This window comes from Streptomyces sp. PA03-1a, assembly GCF_033792805.1.
Classification (GTDB): Bacteria; Actinomycetota; Actinomycetes; order Streptomycetales; family Streptomycetaceae; genus Actinacidiphila.
The window spans coordinates 1-16,414 of the sequence record NZ_JARAVO010000091.1; the positions used below are offsets into that span (position 1 = coordinate 1).

General features: G+C 72.4%; 16 protein-coding genes. 6 read left to right on the plus strand and 10 right to left on the minus strand.

All coding sequences use genetic code 11. The annotated features are described in order from the left end of the window. Positions 1-85: 85 nt before the first annotated feature. Positions 86-598 (minus strand): hypothetical protein, encoded by a 513-nt coding sequence (locus tag PV341_RS21245; protein WP_500326731.1) that lies wholly within the window; start codon positions 596-598, stop codon positions 86-88. Positions 599-742: 144 nt separating this feature from the next. Next, positions 743-4,090: a S8 family peptidase gene (locus PV341_RS21250; RefSeq protein ID WP_500358714.1), complete on the minus strand. Its 3,348-nt coding sequence runs from the start codon at positions 4,088-4,090 to the stop codon at positions 743-745. Between the two features lie 292 nt (positions 4,091-4,382). On the opposite strand from PV341_RS21250, the gene PV341_RS21255 reads away from it, so the two are divergent. Further along, positions 4,383-5,393, plus strand: a complete 1,011-nt coding sequence (locus PV341_RS21255) for a LacI family DNA-binding transcriptional regulator (protein ID WP_499513658.1) — start codon at positions 4,383-4,385, stop codon at positions 5,391-5,393. 18 nt (positions 5,394-5,411) lie between these two features. Here PV341_RS21255 and PV341_RS21260 read toward each other — a convergent pair whose 3' ends face one another. The 3 genes from PV341_RS21260 to PV341_RS21270 all read right to left on the minus strand — a co-directional run bounded on the left by PV341_RS21260 (position 5,412) and on the right by PV341_RS21270 (position 8,269). Beyond that, positions 5,412-6,518, minus strand: coding sequence for a serine hydrolase domain-containing protein (locus PV341_RS21260; protein WP_500326735.1), 1,107 nt, complete (start codon positions 6,516-6,518; stop codon positions 5,412-5,414). Between the two features lie 69 nt (positions 6,519-6,587). Further along, positions 6,588-7,232 carry a peptide-methionine (S)-S-oxide reductase MsrA gene (msrA, locus tag PV341_RS21265; protein ID WP_500326737.1) on the minus strand — a complete coding sequence of 215 codons (645 nt, stop codon included), beginning with the start codon at positions 7,230-7,232 and terminating at the stop codon, positions 6,588-6,590. Next, a complete protein-coding gene (locus PV341_RS21270; RefSeq protein ID WP_500326739.1) occupies positions 7,229-8,269 on the minus strand; it encodes a hypothetical protein in 1,041 nt (346 codons plus the stop codon). The genes msrA and PV341_RS21270 overlap by 4 nt, the downstream gene beginning before the upstream one ends. Positions 8,270-8,335: 66 nt before the next feature. Between PV341_RS21270 and PV341_RS21275 the strand changes: the two genes are divergently transcribed. Next, entirely contained in the window at positions 8,336-9,490 is a 1,155-nt protein-coding gene (locus tag PV341_RS21275; protein ID WP_450388435.1) for a cystathionine gamma-synthase, read from the plus strand. A 121-nt stretch (positions 9,491-9,611) separates the two neighbouring features. Here PV341_RS21275 and PV341_RS21280 read toward each other — a convergent pair whose 3' ends face one another. The 3 genes from PV341_RS21280 to PV341_RS21290 are packed head-to-tail and all read right to left on the minus strand — an operon-like array spanning position 9,612 to position 10,842. Further along, positions 9,612-9,854: a hypothetical protein gene (locus tag PV341_RS21280; RefSeq protein ID WP_500326741.1), complete on the minus strand. Its 243-nt coding sequence runs from the start codon at positions 9,852-9,854 to the stop codon at positions 9,612-9,614. Continuing rightward, a complete protein-coding gene (locus PV341_RS21285; protein WP_500326743.1) occupies positions 9,851-10,315 on the minus strand; it encodes a sigma factor-like helix-turn-helix DNA-binding protein in 465 nt (154 codons plus the stop codon). Before PV341_RS21285 ends, PV341_RS21280 begins: the two co-directional genes overlap by 4 nt. A 32-nt stretch (positions 10,316-10,347) precedes the next feature. After that, the gene (locus PV341_RS21290) at positions 10,348-10,842 is read right to left on the minus strand and encodes a MarR family winged helix-turn-helix transcriptional regulator (protein WP_500326745.1); all 495 of its coding nucleotides are present in this window, start codon (positions 10,840-10,842) and stop codon (positions 10,348-10,350) included. A 232-nt stretch (positions 10,843-11,074) separates the two neighbouring features. On the opposite strand from PV341_RS21290, the gene ilvA reads away from it, so the two are divergent. The 3 genes from ilvA (at position 11,075) to PV341_RS21305 (ending at position 14,262) form a co-directional block, all read left to right on the plus strand. Then, complete coding sequence (gene ilvA / locus PV341_RS21295) at positions 11,075-12,235, plus strand: threonine ammonia-lyase (RefSeq protein WP_500326841.1); 1,161 nt, start codon at positions 11,075-11,077, stop codon at positions 12,233-12,235. 210 nt (positions 12,236-12,445) lie between these two features. Continuing rightward, a complete protein-coding gene (locus PV341_RS21300) occupies positions 12,446-13,408 on the plus strand; it encodes a DrrA family ABC transporter ATP-binding protein (RefSeq protein ID WP_499513665.1) in 963 nt (320 codons plus the stop codon). Continuing rightward, positions 13,405-14,262 carry an ABC transporter permease gene (locus tag PV341_RS21305; protein WP_500326747.1) on the plus strand — a complete coding sequence of 286 codons (858 nt, stop codon included), beginning with the start codon at positions 13,405-13,407 and terminating at the stop codon, positions 14,260-14,262. Before PV341_RS21300 ends, PV341_RS21305 begins: the two co-directional genes overlap by 4 nt. A gap of 84 nt (positions 14,263-14,346) precedes the next feature. Here PV341_RS21305 and greA read toward each other — a convergent pair whose 3' ends face one another. Together greA and PV341_RS21315 are read right to left on the minus strand one after the other, a co-directional pair. After that, complete coding sequence (greA, locus tag PV341_RS21310; protein ID WP_499513667.1) at positions 14,347-14,844, minus strand: transcription elongation factor GreA; 498 nt, start codon at positions 14,842-14,844, stop codon at positions 14,347-14,349. 179 nt (positions 14,845-15,023) lie between these two features. Then, a complete protein-coding gene (locus PV341_RS21315; RefSeq protein WP_500326749.1) occupies positions 15,024-15,434 on the minus strand; it encodes a DUF4307 domain-containing protein in 411 nt (136 codons plus the stop codon). A gap of 107 nt (positions 15,435-15,541) precedes the next feature. On the opposite strand from PV341_RS21315, the gene mca reads away from it, so the two are divergent. Then, positions 15,542-16,414: a mycothiol conjugate amidase Mca gene (gene mca / locus PV341_RS21320; protein WP_500326843.1), complete on the plus strand. Its 873-nt coding sequence runs from the start codon at positions 15,542-15,544 to the stop codon at positions 16,412-16,414.

Here is a 16,414-nt window from a genome sequence, read left to right on the forward strand (position 1 = left end):
GCAGCGGTTGATGCGCGAGGACTTGGGCGTCACGGACTGAAACACCGCTCGGCCCCCGGCGCGTCGCCGGGGGCCGAGCGGTGTTTCAGTCCGTGACGCCCAAGTCCTCGCGCATCAACCGCTGCAGCGTCCGCAGCAGCGGTTCGGCCTCCTTCAGGTCCTCCAGCGCGCCCTGCGGGCTCTCGCCGTCCCGGGCGAGGCCGCGGTCGAGCCGCTTGGCCGCGGCGTCCGCCGCCGCCAGGACGCGGTTGACGTCCCGCGAAGCCTCCAGGACGCGCTCCGGGACGATCATCTGCGCCTCGGCGTACCGGTCCCGGTACTCCCGGCGGGACTCCTCGACCCGGTCCCGCTCCTCGGCGGAGTAGACGCCGTCCCTGATCCGGTGCAGGGCGTCCTTCAGCAGCGTGTGGAACTGCCGCGAGGCCCGGTTCACCGCCGTGTACGCCGCCCGCCGTTCCTCGAACCGGCGCAGCCGTTCCGCCTCGGCGGCCTCCGCCAGGCGGCGCCGGTCGGTGCCCCGCTGGGCGAGCACGGGCGCGAACAGGGTGCCGAGCACTCCGACGACGGCGGTGATCATCGCACCGAGCGTGGCATTCATGGTCCGCTTCCTATCCCGCCCGTCCGGGGCGTGGGGAGCCGGTCGGTCGCACCGAGCGGCGGCCGGCAGCGTGCGCAGGCGGGCGGCCCGCCCGGAACGGAGACCTCGTTCCGGGCGGGCCGCCCCGATACCCGTCTGTCCGTGCTACTTCGCGAGGTACGCGTTGTAGATCACCTGGGACAGGGTGTTGCCCTTCTTGTCGCTGACCAGGGCCTTGAAGGAGACGCCCTTGCCCGCCTTGGGGTTCTTCAGCGTCACCTTGCCGCCCTTGACCGTCAGCTTCGACCAGTGCGCCCCGCCGTCGGTGGAGACGTACACCTTCAGCGACTTCAGGGTGCGGCCCGCGGCCGCACCCTGGACCGTCACCGGCACCTTGACCGTGGCCTTCGCCTTGGAGGTGCTCGTGGCGGACAGGGACGGGGTGAAGCGCACCACGGAGACCGGCTGCGTGGCCGGGACGTCGCCGCCGACGTGCTGGGAGGAGAACGTCCAGGACGCGGTGACGCGGGTGCTGACCGCCGCGGTCGTGGCGCGGGTCACCGAGGTGGTCAGCCGGTAGCGGGCCTTGCCGCCGTCGACGGTGAAGGAGGCGCCGTCGTCGAGCGCGCCGTCGTGGCTCCCGACCTTCGTCCCGTTGCGGTAGAGGGTCGTGGTGGCCTTGTCGTACGACGCGAAGCCGCTGTGGCCCTGGCCGTCGGTGAACAGGCCGACGGTGCCCCAGATCTCGTCACCGGAGCGCACGATGCCGGAGTACTTGTCCAGCTTCGGACCGAAGACGCCGACGTTGAAGCTGCGGCTGTAGCTCCTGCCCTTGGTGAAGGACCGGGCCGGGGCCTCGTAGTAGCCCTCGGGGACCTCGCCGGAGGAGTCGGTCTGCAGGAAGTCCTGGGCCCAGGTGACGCCGGAGCCGTTGACGTACACGGTCCTGGTGAACGGCAGCCCGGTGAGGAAGCCGCTCGGCGTCACCATGGCCGCGTTCACGAACGGGGTGGTGAAGACCGCGCCGAGCTTGCGCTTCAGCGAGGAGCCGCCGGTGGTGGTGATCTTCGCCAGGTCGGTGCTCCGCACGGCCTTGGTGTAGCCCGTGTAGAACGACTTCGTGCGGCCGTACGCCACCGTGTAGACCTTCGAGCCGTGCTCGAACAGGCCGGCGACGGTCGCCTGGTACTCGGCGGCGGTCAGCGCGGGACCGGAGTGCGCGGTGCGGAAGTCCCGCAGCGTGCCGGTGTTGAAGCTGAGGCCGGTGCCGGCGGCGCCGTGGTTCAGGTTGTAGCCGACCATCAGGTCCGACTGCCGTGCGGCCCGGTCCGGCAGCGTGAACGCGAACGGCTTGGCCTTGCTCGCGTCGAGCGTCACCTCGGTGTCCCTGCTGAGCTCGACCAGCGGGCGGCTCACCCAGTTCGCGCTCTTGAACGTCCTGCCGTCGGCCGCGAGCTTCACGATGAGGCTGTCCACGGCGTAGCTGCCCTTGGGCAGGCGCAGCGCCGTGCTGCCGCTGTCGTTGGTGACCTCCTCGAACGCGTCGCCGTCCAGTCCGACGACGAGCGTGTCGTAGGCCGCCGCCGGCCGTCCGTCGCGGTCCAGGTTGGTGATCCGCAGGTCGTACGACTCGGCCTCGCGCACCACGCCCGCGGCGGTGCGCACCGACCGCGTGCCGTCGCGCGCGACCACGGCCGCGCTGTAGGCGCCGTCGGCGGTGCCGAGGGTGGTGTCGGCGGTCAGCGTCGCCTCCGCGGTACCGTCGGCCGGCACGGTCACCTGCTGCTTGTCGAGGGTGAAGAACCCGGCCGGCGCCGCGGTGCCGTCGGGGTCCTTGCCGGTGACCGACAGGTCCAAGGTGACGTCAAAGTCACCGGAGTTGCGGTAGGTGATCGTCCTGGACTGCTTCACGTCGTCGGTGTGCGGCCACCGGGCGACGCCGAAGCCCAGCGAGACCGGGTCGGCGACCACCTCCTGGTGGATCGCCCGGGCCAGGTCGATCTGGCCGGAACCCTGCTGGAAGGCGGTGTAGCCGCCGTCCGTCGTGGAGCCGGTGAGCGCGGCCTTGATCTGCCGGCCCGTCCAGTCCGGGTGCTCCTGGGCGAGGATCGCCGCGGCGCCCGCCACGTGCGGGGTGGCCATCGAAGTACCGGAGATGGTCAGGTAGTTCCCGTCCGCGGTGTGCGGGACCTCGGGGTCGGTGTCGATGACGCTGCCCTTGGCCGCGGCCGCGGTGATGTCCACGCCGGGGGCGGTGACGTCGGGCTTGACCGCGCCGTCGCCCACGCGCGGGCCGCGCGAGGAGAAGCCGGCGAGCTTGGAGTCCTCGTCGACCGCGCCGACGGTCAGCGCGGCGTCCGCGCTGCCGGGGGAGCCGACGGTCGAGGCGCCGTCGCCCTCGTTGCCCGCGGCGATGACGAACAGCGTGCCGGTGTCCGCGGACAGGCGGTTGACCGTCTCCTCGATCGGGTCGACCCCCGGGGTGTCGCCCCCGCCGAGGCTCAGGTTGGCCACCTTGGCCCCGGAGTCGGCGGCCCACTCCAGGCCCGCGATGATCCCGGCGTCGTCCCCGAAGCCGTCGTCGTCCAGCACCTTGCCGCTGATGATCCGCGCGCCCGACGCCACGCCCTTGTAGGCACCGGCCGACTTCTCGCCGGTGCCGGCGGCGATGGAGGCGACGTGGGTGCCGTGGCCGAAGTGGTCGAGCAGGTTGTCGGCGGTGGAGAAGTTCTTCTCGGCGACGACCCGGCTGGTCAGGTCCGGGTGGCTCTTGTCGACGCCGGTGTCCAGCACCGCGATCGTGACGCCGGTTCCGTCGTATCCCGCGTCCCAGGCCTCCGGCGCGTGGATCTGCCGGGTGTTCCAGCTCGGTTCGGCCGCGGCCTTCTGGATCGCGTTCAGCCAGACCGTGCGCAGGCCGGACTCGGCGGTGGCGTACGGGGAGCCCGGCGCGTCGTCGGTCAGCGCCGTCCAGACGCCGGCCGCGGCGTCCTCGGGCGCGGTGACGGACTCGCCGCCGAGCGCCGCGAAGGTGTGGGTCACCTCGGCGCCCTCGGCCCGGTGCAGTTCGGCCCGCGCCTCGGGGCGGCTGCCCCGGTAGGTGACGATCAGTCCGAGGCCGCGGCGCTGGGCCGCCCTGCGGTACTCGGCCCGGCTCAGCGTGGTCACGTCGAAGAGCCGGCGGTCGACCCGGCCCTTCGCGATCAGCTGCACCGCGTCCTGCGGGACGACGTAGACGTGCCCGTGCTGCCGGCGTATCTGCACAGGTACGTCCTCGCGCCCCTTGGCGCGTTTCAGGGCGACGGGCCTGCCCTGCGAGTCCACGGCGACCCGGTCGCCGGTGATCAGCGTGATCCACACGCGGTCCTTGACCGCCGTGGCGGACGCGGAGCCGGCCGGCCCCGTGGCCGCCGGCCCGGCCGCCGAGGCCGGTGCGACGGCGCCGGCGGTCAGTGCCGCCGCGACCCCCGTGGCGAGCGCTGCCGCGCGCGCCTTCTTCCATCGTCGGTGCAACGTATCCCCTTGTGTCTGCGTCATGACACGCGGGAGCGCTCGTCCCCGGGCGCGCGCACGCGATGTTCCCCCACGGCGTTCCCCCCGGCGAAGCCCCCGCCTTGCCGACGCAGTATGTACCGTCTGTCGCGGACATCTCAAGAGTCACTTCGTGAACGGATTGCCGGATCCGGCCACCGATGGTGTCGAAGCGCTTCGACACCTGTCTGGACAGGGATGTGAGGTCACCGGTAGCGTCTGAGTCGAAGCGCTTCGAAAGGTTTCGACACTTCCCGGGGGGACGGAGAACGACATGGCCACACTCGCTGAGGTAGCCCGCCACGCCGGGGTCTCCGCCAGCACCGTCTCGTACGTCCTGAGCGGCAAGCGGTCGATCTCCGAGGGCACGCGCCGGCGGGTCGAGCGGAGCATCCAGGAACTCGGCTACCACCCGCACGCGGGCGCGCGGGCGCTGGCCAGCAGCCGCTCGAACATCATCGCCCTGATGGTGCCGCTCCGTACGGACATGTACGTCCCCGTCATGATGGAGATCGCGATAGCCGTCGCCACTACGGCCCGTCAGCACGGCCACGACGTACTCCTGCTCACCGGCGAGGAGGGCCCCACCGCGGTCCGGCGGGTCGCGGCCAGCGGACTCGCGGACGCGATGATCCTCATGGACGTCGAGCTGGAGGACGAGCGCATCCCGCTGCTGCGCGCCGGGAACCGGCCCGGCGTGCTCATCGGCCTGCCCGCCGACACCGCCGGACTCACCTGCGTCGACCTCGACTTCGCCGCCACCGGCGCGCTCTGCGCCGACCACCTCGCCGACCTCGGCCACCGCTCCGTCGCCGTCGTCGGCGAGGCCGCGGCGGTCTACCGGCGCCACACGGGCTTCGCCGAGCGCACCCTGCAGGGCCTGCGCTCCCGCGCCGCCGCACGCGGGCTCCGGCTCATCCACCGTCCCTGCGAGGGCAGTTACGAGTCCACCGCGGGCACCCTCTCCCGCATCTTCGAGGAACGGCCGGACACCACCGCGCTCGTCGTCCAGAACGAGTCCGCCATCGCCCCCCTCCTCGCGCTCCTGCGCCAGCAGGGCCGCGCCGTGCCCGAGGACGTCTCCGTCGTCGCCGTCTGCCCCGACCAGGTGGCCACGCAGGCCGCCCCCCAGCTCACCTCGGTCGCCATCCCCGCGCAGCAGATGGGCCGGCACGCGGTCGAACTCGTCATCGCCAAGCTGGGCGGCAGCCCGACGGAGGAGGTCCGCCTCCTCGGCCCCGAACTCACCGTGCGTGCGAGCAGCGGCCCGGCGCCGTCCGCCTGACGACGGCGGGGCGGGCGCTCAGGCCCGCAGCCCCTGGACCCCGTCGTAGGCGGCCATGACGAGTTCCATGCCACGGGTGTCGTCCGCGGGTTCGCGCATCTGGTTGGGCACGTACGCCACCGTCATACGGGCCTCGGGGTCGATCATCACGAGCGAGCCGCCCCAACCGCCCCACCCGAAGCTGTTGCCGAACAGCCCGTAGCCCAGCCCCCAGCGGACCGGCATGCCCAGGCGGCGGTCCTCTCCGCTGAACTGCTCCTCCCGCGCACGGTCGCAGCCCGCCGGCGACAGCAGCCGCACCCCGCGCACCGTTCCGCCGCAGGCCAGCACCGACTGCACGAGGGCGACCGAGCGGGCGTTGCCGAAGCCGCTCGCCGCCGGGATCTGCGCGCGACGCCACGCCACGCCGTTCCCGTCACGGAGCCGCACGGCGGTGCCGGAGCCGGGCGACGCGCCGCCGCCGGGCGCGCTCGCGGCGTAGTCCTCGTCCCGGGACGGCGGCGGGACGGCGGGCGCCACTCGGGGGTCGTGCTCGGCGGGCAGTCCGATGTGGAAGTCGGCGCCCAGCGGTCCGGCCACCTCCTGCGCGAAGAAACCGCCCACGCTCCGGCCGGTGACCCGGCGTACGACCTCGCCCACGAGGTACCCCTGGGTGAGCGAGTGGTACCCGGCCGCGCTGCCCGGTTCCCACTGCGGGGCCAGCGCCGCCAGACGCGCGGTGGCGGACGGCCAGTCGTAGAGCCCGTCGATCGGCCCGTCCCAGTCGGGCAGGCCCGCGGTGTGCGCGAGCAGGTGCCGGACCAGCACCTTCTCCTTGCCCGCCGCGGCGAACTCCGGCCAGTACCGGGCGACCGGCGCGTCCGGATCGAGCGCGCCGCGGTCGGCCAGGACCAGCGCGCACAGTGCCGTCATCGTCTTGGTGACGGACCAGACGTTGGTGATCGTGTCCCGCTGCCACGGGACCGTGCCGTCCGCGTCGGCGAACCCGCCCCAGACGTCCACCACCGGCTCGCCGTCCACGAAGACCGCGACGGAGCCCCCCGCGTCCCCGTCGTCCAGCAATCCGGCCAGCGCGCCCGGCACCGCGGTGAACAGGTCGTCGTACGTGCCCTGGATATCGGCCATGCGCCGTATTAGCGCGTACCGGCAGGGCGCAGGCAATCGAATTTCCCGGCCGGGACCGGCGGGAGGGGCTCAGCCACCGGCCTTCGCGATGCCGACCGGGCAGGAGACCCCCGTCCCCTCGATGCCGCAGTAGCCGCCGGGGTTCTTGTCCAGGTACTGCTGGTGGTACGGCTCGGCGGCGTGGAAGGGGCCCGCGGGGACGACCGCCGTGGTGATGGTGCCGTGCCCCTTGGCGCGCAGGGCGGACTGGTAGGCCTCGCGGGAGGCGAGGGCCGTCGCGAGCTGCCCGGGGGAGTGGGTGTACACCGCGGAGCGGTACTGGGTGCCGACGTCGTTGCCCTGGCGGTGGCCCTGGGTGGGGTCGTGAGCCTCCCAGAACACCTTCAGCAGCTCCCCGTACGAGATCAGCGCCGGGTCGAAGACGACCCGCACGACCTCGGCGTGGCCGGTGAGGCCGCTGCAGACCTCCTCGTACGTCGGGTTCTCCGTGTACCCGCCCGCATAGCCGACGAGCGTCGTCCACACGCCGGGCGTCCGCCAGAAGACGCGCTCGGCGCCCCAGAAGCAGCCCAGCGCGAAGTCGGCGACCTCCAGGTCGGCCGGGTAGGGGCCGGTGAGGGGCCTGCCGAGCACGGTGTGGCGGTCGGGCACCGTGTGGAGCGGGGCGGGGCGGCCCGGTATCGCCTCCTCACGGGAGGGCAGGCGCGGCGTCAACGGGTGCGCCCGCGCTCGGAGTTCCACTCCAGCCCCGCGAGCGCCTGCGCCCGGCCGGCGGCGTACGCCGCGGCCGGGTCGGCCTCGTAGGCCCAGGGGGCCGCGCCCGCGTAGCCGTCGACGGCGCGGAACTGCTCGACCGCCTCGTGGAAGCGCTCCGCGCGCAGCAGGAAGGCCGCCAGCAGGTGCCGCACCACGGGCAGCACCGGGTCGGAGGGGGAGGCGTGCTCGGTGGCGTAGAGCGCGCCGCCGATGGCACGGGAGACGACGTCGCTCTCGTAGAAGCTGCGGACGAGGATGACGTCCGGCAGGTGCGCGAAGACCTCGAAGAGCGGCAGGGCCGGCAGCAGGCTGCCCTCGGGCGCGGAGGAGGCGGCCCGCTCGGCGAAGTCGCGTGCGGCGTCCTCCGGGAGGCGGGCGAGGGCGGCCAGGTGGGCGCCCATGTGGTGCGGGGCGCGGGAGGCGACCTTCTCCCAGACCGTGGCGAAGTCCGCGTCCGCGGCGAGCGCGACGACGTACGGGACGGGGTCCCCCGGCGCGAGCAGCGCGGCCTCGTCGGCGACCGTGCGGGCCTCCTCCAGGATCATCGGCACGTCCGGGGACCCGGCCGGCTCACGCCGGGCCCGCTGCACCAGGAACGCCGCGTGGACGGCCGCCCCGCCGGCGTCCTTCGGGTCCTCGACCCGCCAGGTGCGCAGCCACGCCGCGCCCGTGCCGGGGGTCTGCGTCAGCTCGACCGCCGCGGCGCCGGCCAGGGTCTGGACCCGCTGCCAGCGCAGCTCGCCCGCGGCCGGGGTGCCCTTGAGGAGGGCGGCGACCGCGCGCCAGTCCTGGGTGCGCTGGGTCACGGTCAGTGCCTGCGTCAGCTCGTCGTCCGGACCCGGCAGCCGGATGTCGATCTCCTCCCGGGGCACGAAGCCGTACCGGGCGGGATCGACCGCGGCCACGGCCCGCACGCCGCGGCCGCGCAGCATGCGGGGCACCAGCACGATCGCCGAGATCAGCAGAACGCCGTACAGCACCCACAGGAATTCCATGATGAGCAAGCCTACGCGGGCCCGGCCGGCACGTCCCGGCCCGCGGCTCGCACTACGCTCGGCGGTATGAGCGAGCAGCAGCACCAGAACTTCGAGACCCTCGCGATCCACGCGGGTCAGCCGGCCGACGCCCAGACCGGGGCCGTGGTCACGCCGATCTACCAGGTCTCCACGTACAAGCAGGACGGGGTCGGGGGCCTGCGCGGCGGCTACGAGTACAGCCGGTCCGCCAACCCCACGCGCACCGCGCTGGAGGAGAACCTCGCGGCGCTCGAAGGCGGCCGCCGCGGCCTGGCGTTCGCGTCCGGCCTGGCCGCCGAGGACTGCCTGCTGCGCACGGTCCTGAAGCCCGGCGACCACGTGGTCATCCCCAACGACGCGTACGGCGGCACCTTCCGGCTCTTCGCCAAGGTCGTCGAGCGCTGGGGCGTGCAGTGGTCGGTCGCCGACACCTCCGACCCGGCGGCGGTCCGGGCCGCGCTCCGGCCCGAGACCAAGGTGATCTGGGTGGAGACGCCCAGCAACCCGCTGCTAGGGATCACCGACATCGCGGCGCTGGCGGACATCGCGCGCGGCGCGGACGCCCGGCTCGTCGTCGACAACACCTTCGCCAGCCCCTACCTGCAGCAGCCGCTGGCGCTCGGCGCCGACGTGGTCGTGCACTCCACCACCAAGTACATGGGCGGGCACTCGGACGTGGTCGGCGGCGCCCTGGTCGCGGCCGACGCCGGGCTCGGCGAGGAACTGGCCTACCACCAGAACGCGATGGGCGCCGTGGCCGGCCCCTTCGACGCGTGGCTGGTGATGCGGGGCATCAAGACGCTCGCGGTGCGCATGGACCGGCACAGCGAGAACGCGGCCCGGGTCGCGGAACTGCTCTCGCTGCACCCGAAGGTCACCCAGGTCTTCTACCCCGGGCTGCCCGAGCACGCGGGGCACGACGTCGCGGCCAAGCAGATGAAGCGGTTCGGCGGGATGGTGTCCTTCCGCGTCGCGGGCGGCGAGGAGGCGGCCGTCGAGGTGTGCAACCGGGCGCGGCTGTTCACGCTGGGCGAGTCCCTGGGCGGCGTCGAGTCCCTCATCGAGCACCCGGGCCGGATGACGCACGCCTCGGTCGCGGGCTCCGCGCTGGAGGTCCCGGCGGACCTGGTGCGGCTCTCGGTGGGCATCGAGTCCGTCGACGACCTCCTCGAAGACCTCCGCCAGGCGTTGGGCGCGTAGCGCCCCGTTGCCGGGTGCGGCGCCGTTGTGGTTGCGGTTGGGGGATGCCCGCCGCAGGCGCAAACAACCCGCACACAACAACCGGCCGCGAGGGGCACCCCCGGCCATCCGGCGGAGCCGGTCACCAGTTGCCGGGCGTCGTGTCGAGCGGCTCCGCCGCCGGCCACCACAGCACCGCGAGGACGAGCGCGACGACGACCGCCACGACGAGCAGCGTCCACAGGACGGCGTGCAGCACGCGGCGGCGGGCCAGGACGCGGCGGCCGCGCTCGGCGGCGCGCGGGGCGAGGTCCACCGGCACCGCGGGGTGAGGCCCGTCGAGCAGCCGGCGGACCTCGTCCTGCTTGCGGTCGTACGGGCTCACGACGCGACCTCCCGCACCCGGGGCGCCGCCCCACCGCGGGCGGGTCGGCTGCGCAGGGCCGCGGTGGCCCGCAGGGTGATCGCCCGCACCCGTTCCGACGGCATGCCGAGCTGCGCGGCGGCCTGTTCCTCGGCGATGCCCTCGTACAGCCGCAGCACGATCACCAGCCGCTCCCGCACGTCGAGCGGCCCGAGCACCCCGCCGCGCGGGCGGCGCCACCAGGGCCGGTGGGCGAAGCGGCGGACGATCTCGGCGCGGGTGCAGGCGTACGGGTCCTCGCCGCGCATCCGGAACCAGTCGGCGTAGCTGCGCGACAGGGCGGCGCACAGCAGTTCGGTCCCTTCCGCCCGGTCCCCCGTGAGCAGGACGGCGACGTGCAGCAACCGCCCTGCCGCGCCCGCCGCGAACGCCTCGAACTCGGCCTCGCGCAGGCGCTCCGCTGCCTCCCGGCGCTCTCCCACAGCGACATGGGACGGCAGACGGCGTCCTCAGGTCAAGAGTTCTGCTCGTCTCCTTGCGTGACGGAGGAGTGGTACTGCGCGAGCGCGCCGTTGAACCGGCCGAGGAGGTCGGTGAAGGACTCGCGCTCCTGCGGCGTCCAGTCCTCCGTCACGACCGCCATGAGCTGCTGCCGCGAGCTGCGGACCTCCTCCAGGCGGGAACGTCCGCGGGGGGAGAGGGCGAGCACGACCGCCCGCCCGTCCTCGGGGTGGGAGGTGCGCTTGACCAGTCCGCTGTCCACGAGCGGGGCGACCTGGCGCGTGACGGTGGAGGAGTCGATGCCCATGCCCTCCGCGAGCGCCTTCACGCCCATCGGGCCTTCGTTGTCGAGGCGGTGGAGCAGCAGGTACGCGGCCCGGTCCATGGAGTTGCGGGCCTTGCCGACGCCACCGAGGCGCGTCTGTTCCGCGCGGCGGGCGAAGAGCGCCACCTCGTGCTGCAGGCGCTCCAGGAGGTCGGTCGTGATCTCCGAGGGGGGAATGGGCATGGCCGGAAGCTCGCGTTCTGTCGGTCCTGCGAAGGTTGGGAGAAGAGTACGCGGAGAGCGTCACCCCGGGACCCCGCCGCGGAAAACTGCTCCATCCGTCCGGGCGGTGGCCGCTGCTGCAAGACTGGGGACCATGGAAAGCCCCGCACGTCCGGCACGTCGCACCAGTCGCGCGGTGGTGGCCGCACGGCCGTCTCCGGTCACCATCGACGATGTGCGCGGCGCGCACAAGATGCTGTCGGGTGTGGCCCGCGTGACCCCCATGGAGGGCAGCCGGTACCTGTCCCGTCTGGTGGCCGCCCCGGTGCACCTGAAGTGCGAGAACCTGCAGCGCACGGGCTCCTTCAAGGTGCGCGGCGCCTACGTGAGGATCGCGGGTCTGCGGCCGGAGGAGCGCGCGGCGGGCGTGGTCGCGGCGAGCGCCGGCAACCACGCGCAGGGCGTGGCACTGGCCGCGTCGCTGCTCGGGGTGCGCTCCACCGTCTTCATGCCGTCCGGCGCCCCGCTGCCGAAGGTCGCGGCGACCCGCGACTACGGGGCGGAGGTGCGGTTGCACGGGCTCGTGGTGGACGAGACGCTGCGCGCCGCCCAGGAGTACGCGCAGGAGACGGGCGCGGTCTTCATCCATCCCTTCGACCACGCGGACATCGTCGCCGGGCAGGGCACGGTGGGCCTGGAGATCCTCGACCAGTGCCCGGAGGTGCGCACGATCGTCGTGGGGATGGGCGGCGGCGGGCTCGCGGCCGGCGTGGCCGTGGCGGTGAAGGCGGTGCGTCCCGAGGTGCGGGTCGTCGGCGTGCAGGCGGCGGGCGCGGCCGCCTATCCGCCGTCGCTGGCGGCGGGGCGGCCGGTGGCGCTGGACGCGGTGGCGACCATGGCGGACGGGATCAAGGTGGGCTGCCCGGGGGAGGTGCCGTTCGCCATCGTCCGGGACCTGGTGGACGAGGTGTGCACGGTCACCGAGGACGAGCTGTCCAGCGCGCTGCTGCTGTGCCTGGAGCGGGCGAAGCTGGTGGTCGAGCCGGCCGGGGCGAGTCCGGTGGCGGCCCTGCTGTCGCGGCCGGAGGCCTTCGACGGGCCGGTCGTCGCCGTGCTGTCCGGCGGCAACGTCGACCCGCTGCTGATGGAGCGCACCCTGCGGCACGGCATGGCGGCCGCCGGGCGCTACATGTCCTTCCGGCTGCGGCTCACGGACCGGCCGGGAGCGCTGGCGGCGCTGCTGGAGATCCTTTCGGCGAGTGACGCAAACGTGCTGGACATCGCGCACGTGCGCACGGATCCTCGGTTGGGGCTGACCGAGGCGGAGGTCGAGCTGCAGCTGGAGACCCGCGGCCCCGAGCACCGGGCCGCCGTGGCGGCGGCCCTGCGGACAGCCGGGTACGTGCTGCTCTGAGGCCGTTCGCTCTGGATTGTCAGTGGTGTACGGCATGGTGGAGTCAGGGTGTCGTGGGCGCGGGACGGCGCGTGCGGGCGGAGCACGGATAAATCCGCTTGACGCGATATATCGCGTCTGGGATGCTCGCGACACATCGTGGTGCGCTGCCGTGCGGCCGCGTGCCCGCACAGTCCCCATGCACCCCAAGCCCCGAATCGGAGACATCGCATGCCAGGCGCCATCCATGCCGAAGGTCTGGTGAAGACCTTCGGTGACGTACGGGCACTGGACGGAGTGGACCTCGACGTCCCTGAGGGGACCGTCCTGGGCCTCCTCGGCCCCAACGGGGCCGGGAAGACGACCGCCGTACGCGTCCTGACCACCCTGCTGCAGCCCGACAGCGGCAAGGCCGTCGTGGCCGGCATAGACGTGCTGAAGCACCCCAACGAGGTGCGCCGGCAGATCGGCCTGTCCGGTCAGTTCGCGGCGGTCGACGAGTACCTCACCGGCCGCGAGAACCTGCAGATGGTCGGCCAGCTCTACCAGATGAGCGCCCGGGACGCGAAGGCCCGTGCGGCGGAGCTGCTCGAGCGCTTCAACCTCGCCGAGGCGGCCGACCGTACGGCCAAGACCTACTCCGGCGGCATGCGGCGCCGGCTCGACCTGGCGGCCGCGCTGGTCGTCAGGCCGCCGGTGATGTTCATGGACGAGCCGACCACCGGCCTCGACCCCCGCAACCGCCTCGCGCTGTGGGAGGTCATCCAGGACCTGGTCGCCGGCGGCACCACACTGCTGCTCACCACGCAGTACCTGGAGGAGGCCGATCACCTCGCCCACGACATCTGCGTGATCGACCACGGCAAGGTCATCGCCCGCGGCACCTCCGACGAGCTCAAGGCGCGGACCGGCGGCGAGCGCGTCGAGGTCGTCGTCCACGACCGCGAGCACCTGGTGACCGCCACCGAGGTGCTGAACGGCTTCGGCAAGGGCGAGACCGCCGTGGACAACCACACCCGGCGGATCACCGTGCCGGTCACGGGCGGCGCCAAGCTGCTCGCCGAGGTCATCCGTGAGCTCGACACCCGCGGCATCGAGATCGACGACATCGGTCTGCGCCGGCCCACGCTCGACGACGTGTTCATGTCCCTCACCGGCCACGCCGCCGAGGAGAAGGAAGAGGAGTCCCAGTGACCACGGTGACCGACGCGGTCCCCACCAGCGCGCCGCGCACCTCCAACCCGATCGTGCAGTCCGTCCGCGACTCGCTGGTGGTCGCCCGGCGCAACCTGATCCGCATGCTGCGCATCCCCGAGGTCGTGATCTTCGGTCTCGTGCAGCCGATCATGTTCGTGGTGCTGTTCAGCTACGTCTTCGGCGGCTCCATGAACGTCGGCGGCTCCACCAGCCCCGCGCTCTACCGCGAGTTCCTGATGGCCGGCATCTTCGCCCAGACCGTGACCTTCGCCACCGCGGGCGCCGGCGCGGGCATCGCGGACGACATGCACAAGGGCCTCATCGACCGCTTCCGGTCGCTGCCCATGGCCCGCGGTGCGGTGCTCACCGGCCGCACCCTGGCGGACCTGGTGCAGACCGCCCTGACCGTCGTGGTGCTCGCCATCGTGGCCGTGCTCGTCGGCTGGCGCGTCCACGAGGGCCTGCCCAAGGCGCTCGCGGCGTTCGGCCTGCTGCTCCTGCTCGGTTACGCCTTCTCCTGGATCGGCGCCCTGATCGGCCTGTCCGTCCGTACCCCGGAGGCGGCCACCTCCGGCGGTCTGATCTGGCTGTTCCCGCTGACGTTCATCTCGAACGCCTTCGTGGACTCCAACCAGATGACCCCCTGGCTGCGGCACATCGCCGAGTGGAACCCGTTCAGCGCCACCGTGCTCGCCTGCCGGGAGCTGTTCGGCAACCTGCCGCCGAACTACCAGACCCCGGACGTCTGGCCGATGCAGCACCCGGTGCTCGCCTCGGTGCTGTGGTCGATCGTCATCATCCTGGTCTTCCGCACCCTCGCGGTGCGCAAGTACCGCTCGGCGACCGCCTGACCCCGGCCCGCGGGCGCACGCCCGCGGCACACGACGAGCCCCCGGCCTTCCGGCCGGGGGCTCGTCCGCGTATGGGGGGCGGCGTCAGCCGCTGTGCGGCTTGGCCTCGATGATCCTCACCGAGGCCTTCTTGCCGTTCGGGAGCTCGTACGTCGCGTCCTCGCCGATCTTCTTGCCGTTCACGCCCGAGCCGAGCGGCGACTGCGGCGAGTAGGTCTCCAGGTCGGAGGAGACGTACTCACGCGAGCCGAGCAGGAACGTCAGGGTGTCGTCGGGGTCGCCGTCGAAGGCGATCGTCACGACCATGCCGGGCGCGACCACGCCGTTGTCCGCCGGTGCCTCGCCCACCTTGGCGTGCTGCAGGAGCTGCGTCAGCTGGCGGATCCGGAGCTCCAGCTTGCCCTGGTCCTCACGCGCCGCGTGGTAACCGGCGTTCTCCTTGAGATCGCCTTCCTGACGGGCTTCCTCGATCTTGGCGACGATCTCGGTGCGTGCGGGACCCGACAGGTGCTCCAGCTCTGCCTTGAGCTGGTCGTACGCCTCCTGGGTCAGCCAGGTGACGTTCTCGCTGGTCTGGGTCACAGGTGCTCCTCGTCGTACTCGAACTCGCTTGCTTACAAATGAACGCCCTACCCAAAAAGATGCGTCTTCGCGGGAGGGCGAAACCACGAGCGTAACAATTCCCCCCGACAATCGGCGAGAGGGAAATCATCAAGAAGCGATAAACGCAGGTCAGGGGGCGAATGACCGGGCAGGTCGGATCATCGGGCGGGCTCGCAGCCGACCAGTTCCGCGGTAGTGCCGCGACTGGTGGTGCGAATGGTGACGACGGTGTCGATGCGACCGGTGTGCTGATTGAGGCGAACGTCCTTGCGGCCGACTTCGCCGTGGTCCTCGGCGAGCGAACGCAGGGTGCACACCGCCGTGACCCCTGTGTCCTTGCGCACCTCGATGTGGACCTGGACCTCCTGGTCGGAGACGACCTGGAACTTGATCAGTTCGGCGCTGACCTCGGTGCCGGTGAGCTTGTCCCAGCCGATCCAGCCGACGAACAGCAGCAGCACCACACCGAGCACCGAGCCGACGAGCCGCAGCCTGCGGTCCGCACGCGCGTCGGCCTCGGCCTCCCGCCCGTACCGTCCCTGGGGCAGTCCGTCGCGCACCGCGCTCATCGTTCAGTCCTCCCGGGGCCCGGGGAATCCCGCCTTGGAATCAAACAGCCCCTCGCTTCGGTCACTATAGAAGCCGCTACTTACGACCCATGACTGAGGATCCGACCTTGACCGAGCAGCTGCGACTGATGGCCGTGCACGCACACCCCGACGACGAGTCCAGCAAGGGCGCGGCCACCATGGCCAGGTACGTCTCCGAGGGCGTCGACGTCCTGGTCGCCACCTGCACCGGTGGCGAGCGCGGTTCCGTGCTCAACCCCAAACTGCAGGGCGACACGTACATCGAGGAGCACATCCACGAGGTCCGCGCCAAGGAGATGGACGAGGCGCGCGAGATCCTCGGCGTCCAGCAGTCCTGGCTCGGCTACGTCGACTCCGGGCTCCCCGAGGGCGATCCGCTGCCCCCGCTGCCCGAGGGCTGCTTCGCCCTCCAGGACGTGGACGAGGCCGCGGGCACCCTGGTGAAGCTCATCCGCGAGTTCCGCCCGCACGTGATCACCACGTACGACGAGAACGGCGGCTACCCGCACCCCGACCACATCATGACCCACAAGATCTCGATGGTCGCCTTCGACGCCGCGGGCGACCCCGAGCGCTACCCCGAGGCCGGCGAGCCGTGGACGCCGCTGAAGCTCTACTACAACCAGGGCTTCAACCGGCAGCGCACCGTCGCCCTGCACGAGGCCCTGCTCGCCCGCGGCCTGGAGTCCCCGTACGGGGAGTGGCTGGAGCGCTGGCAGACCGCCGACCGGCCGGAACGCAACATCACCACGCACGTGCCGTGCGCGGACTTCTTCGAGATCCGTGACAAGGCGCTGCTCGCCCACGCCACCCAGATCGACCCCGACGGCGCCTGGTTCCACGTCCCGATGGAGCTCCAGAAGGAGATCTGGCCCACCGAGGACTACGAGCTCGCGAAGTCCCGGGTGGACACCTCCCTCCCCGAGGACGACCTCTTCGCGGGCATCCGGGAGAATTGA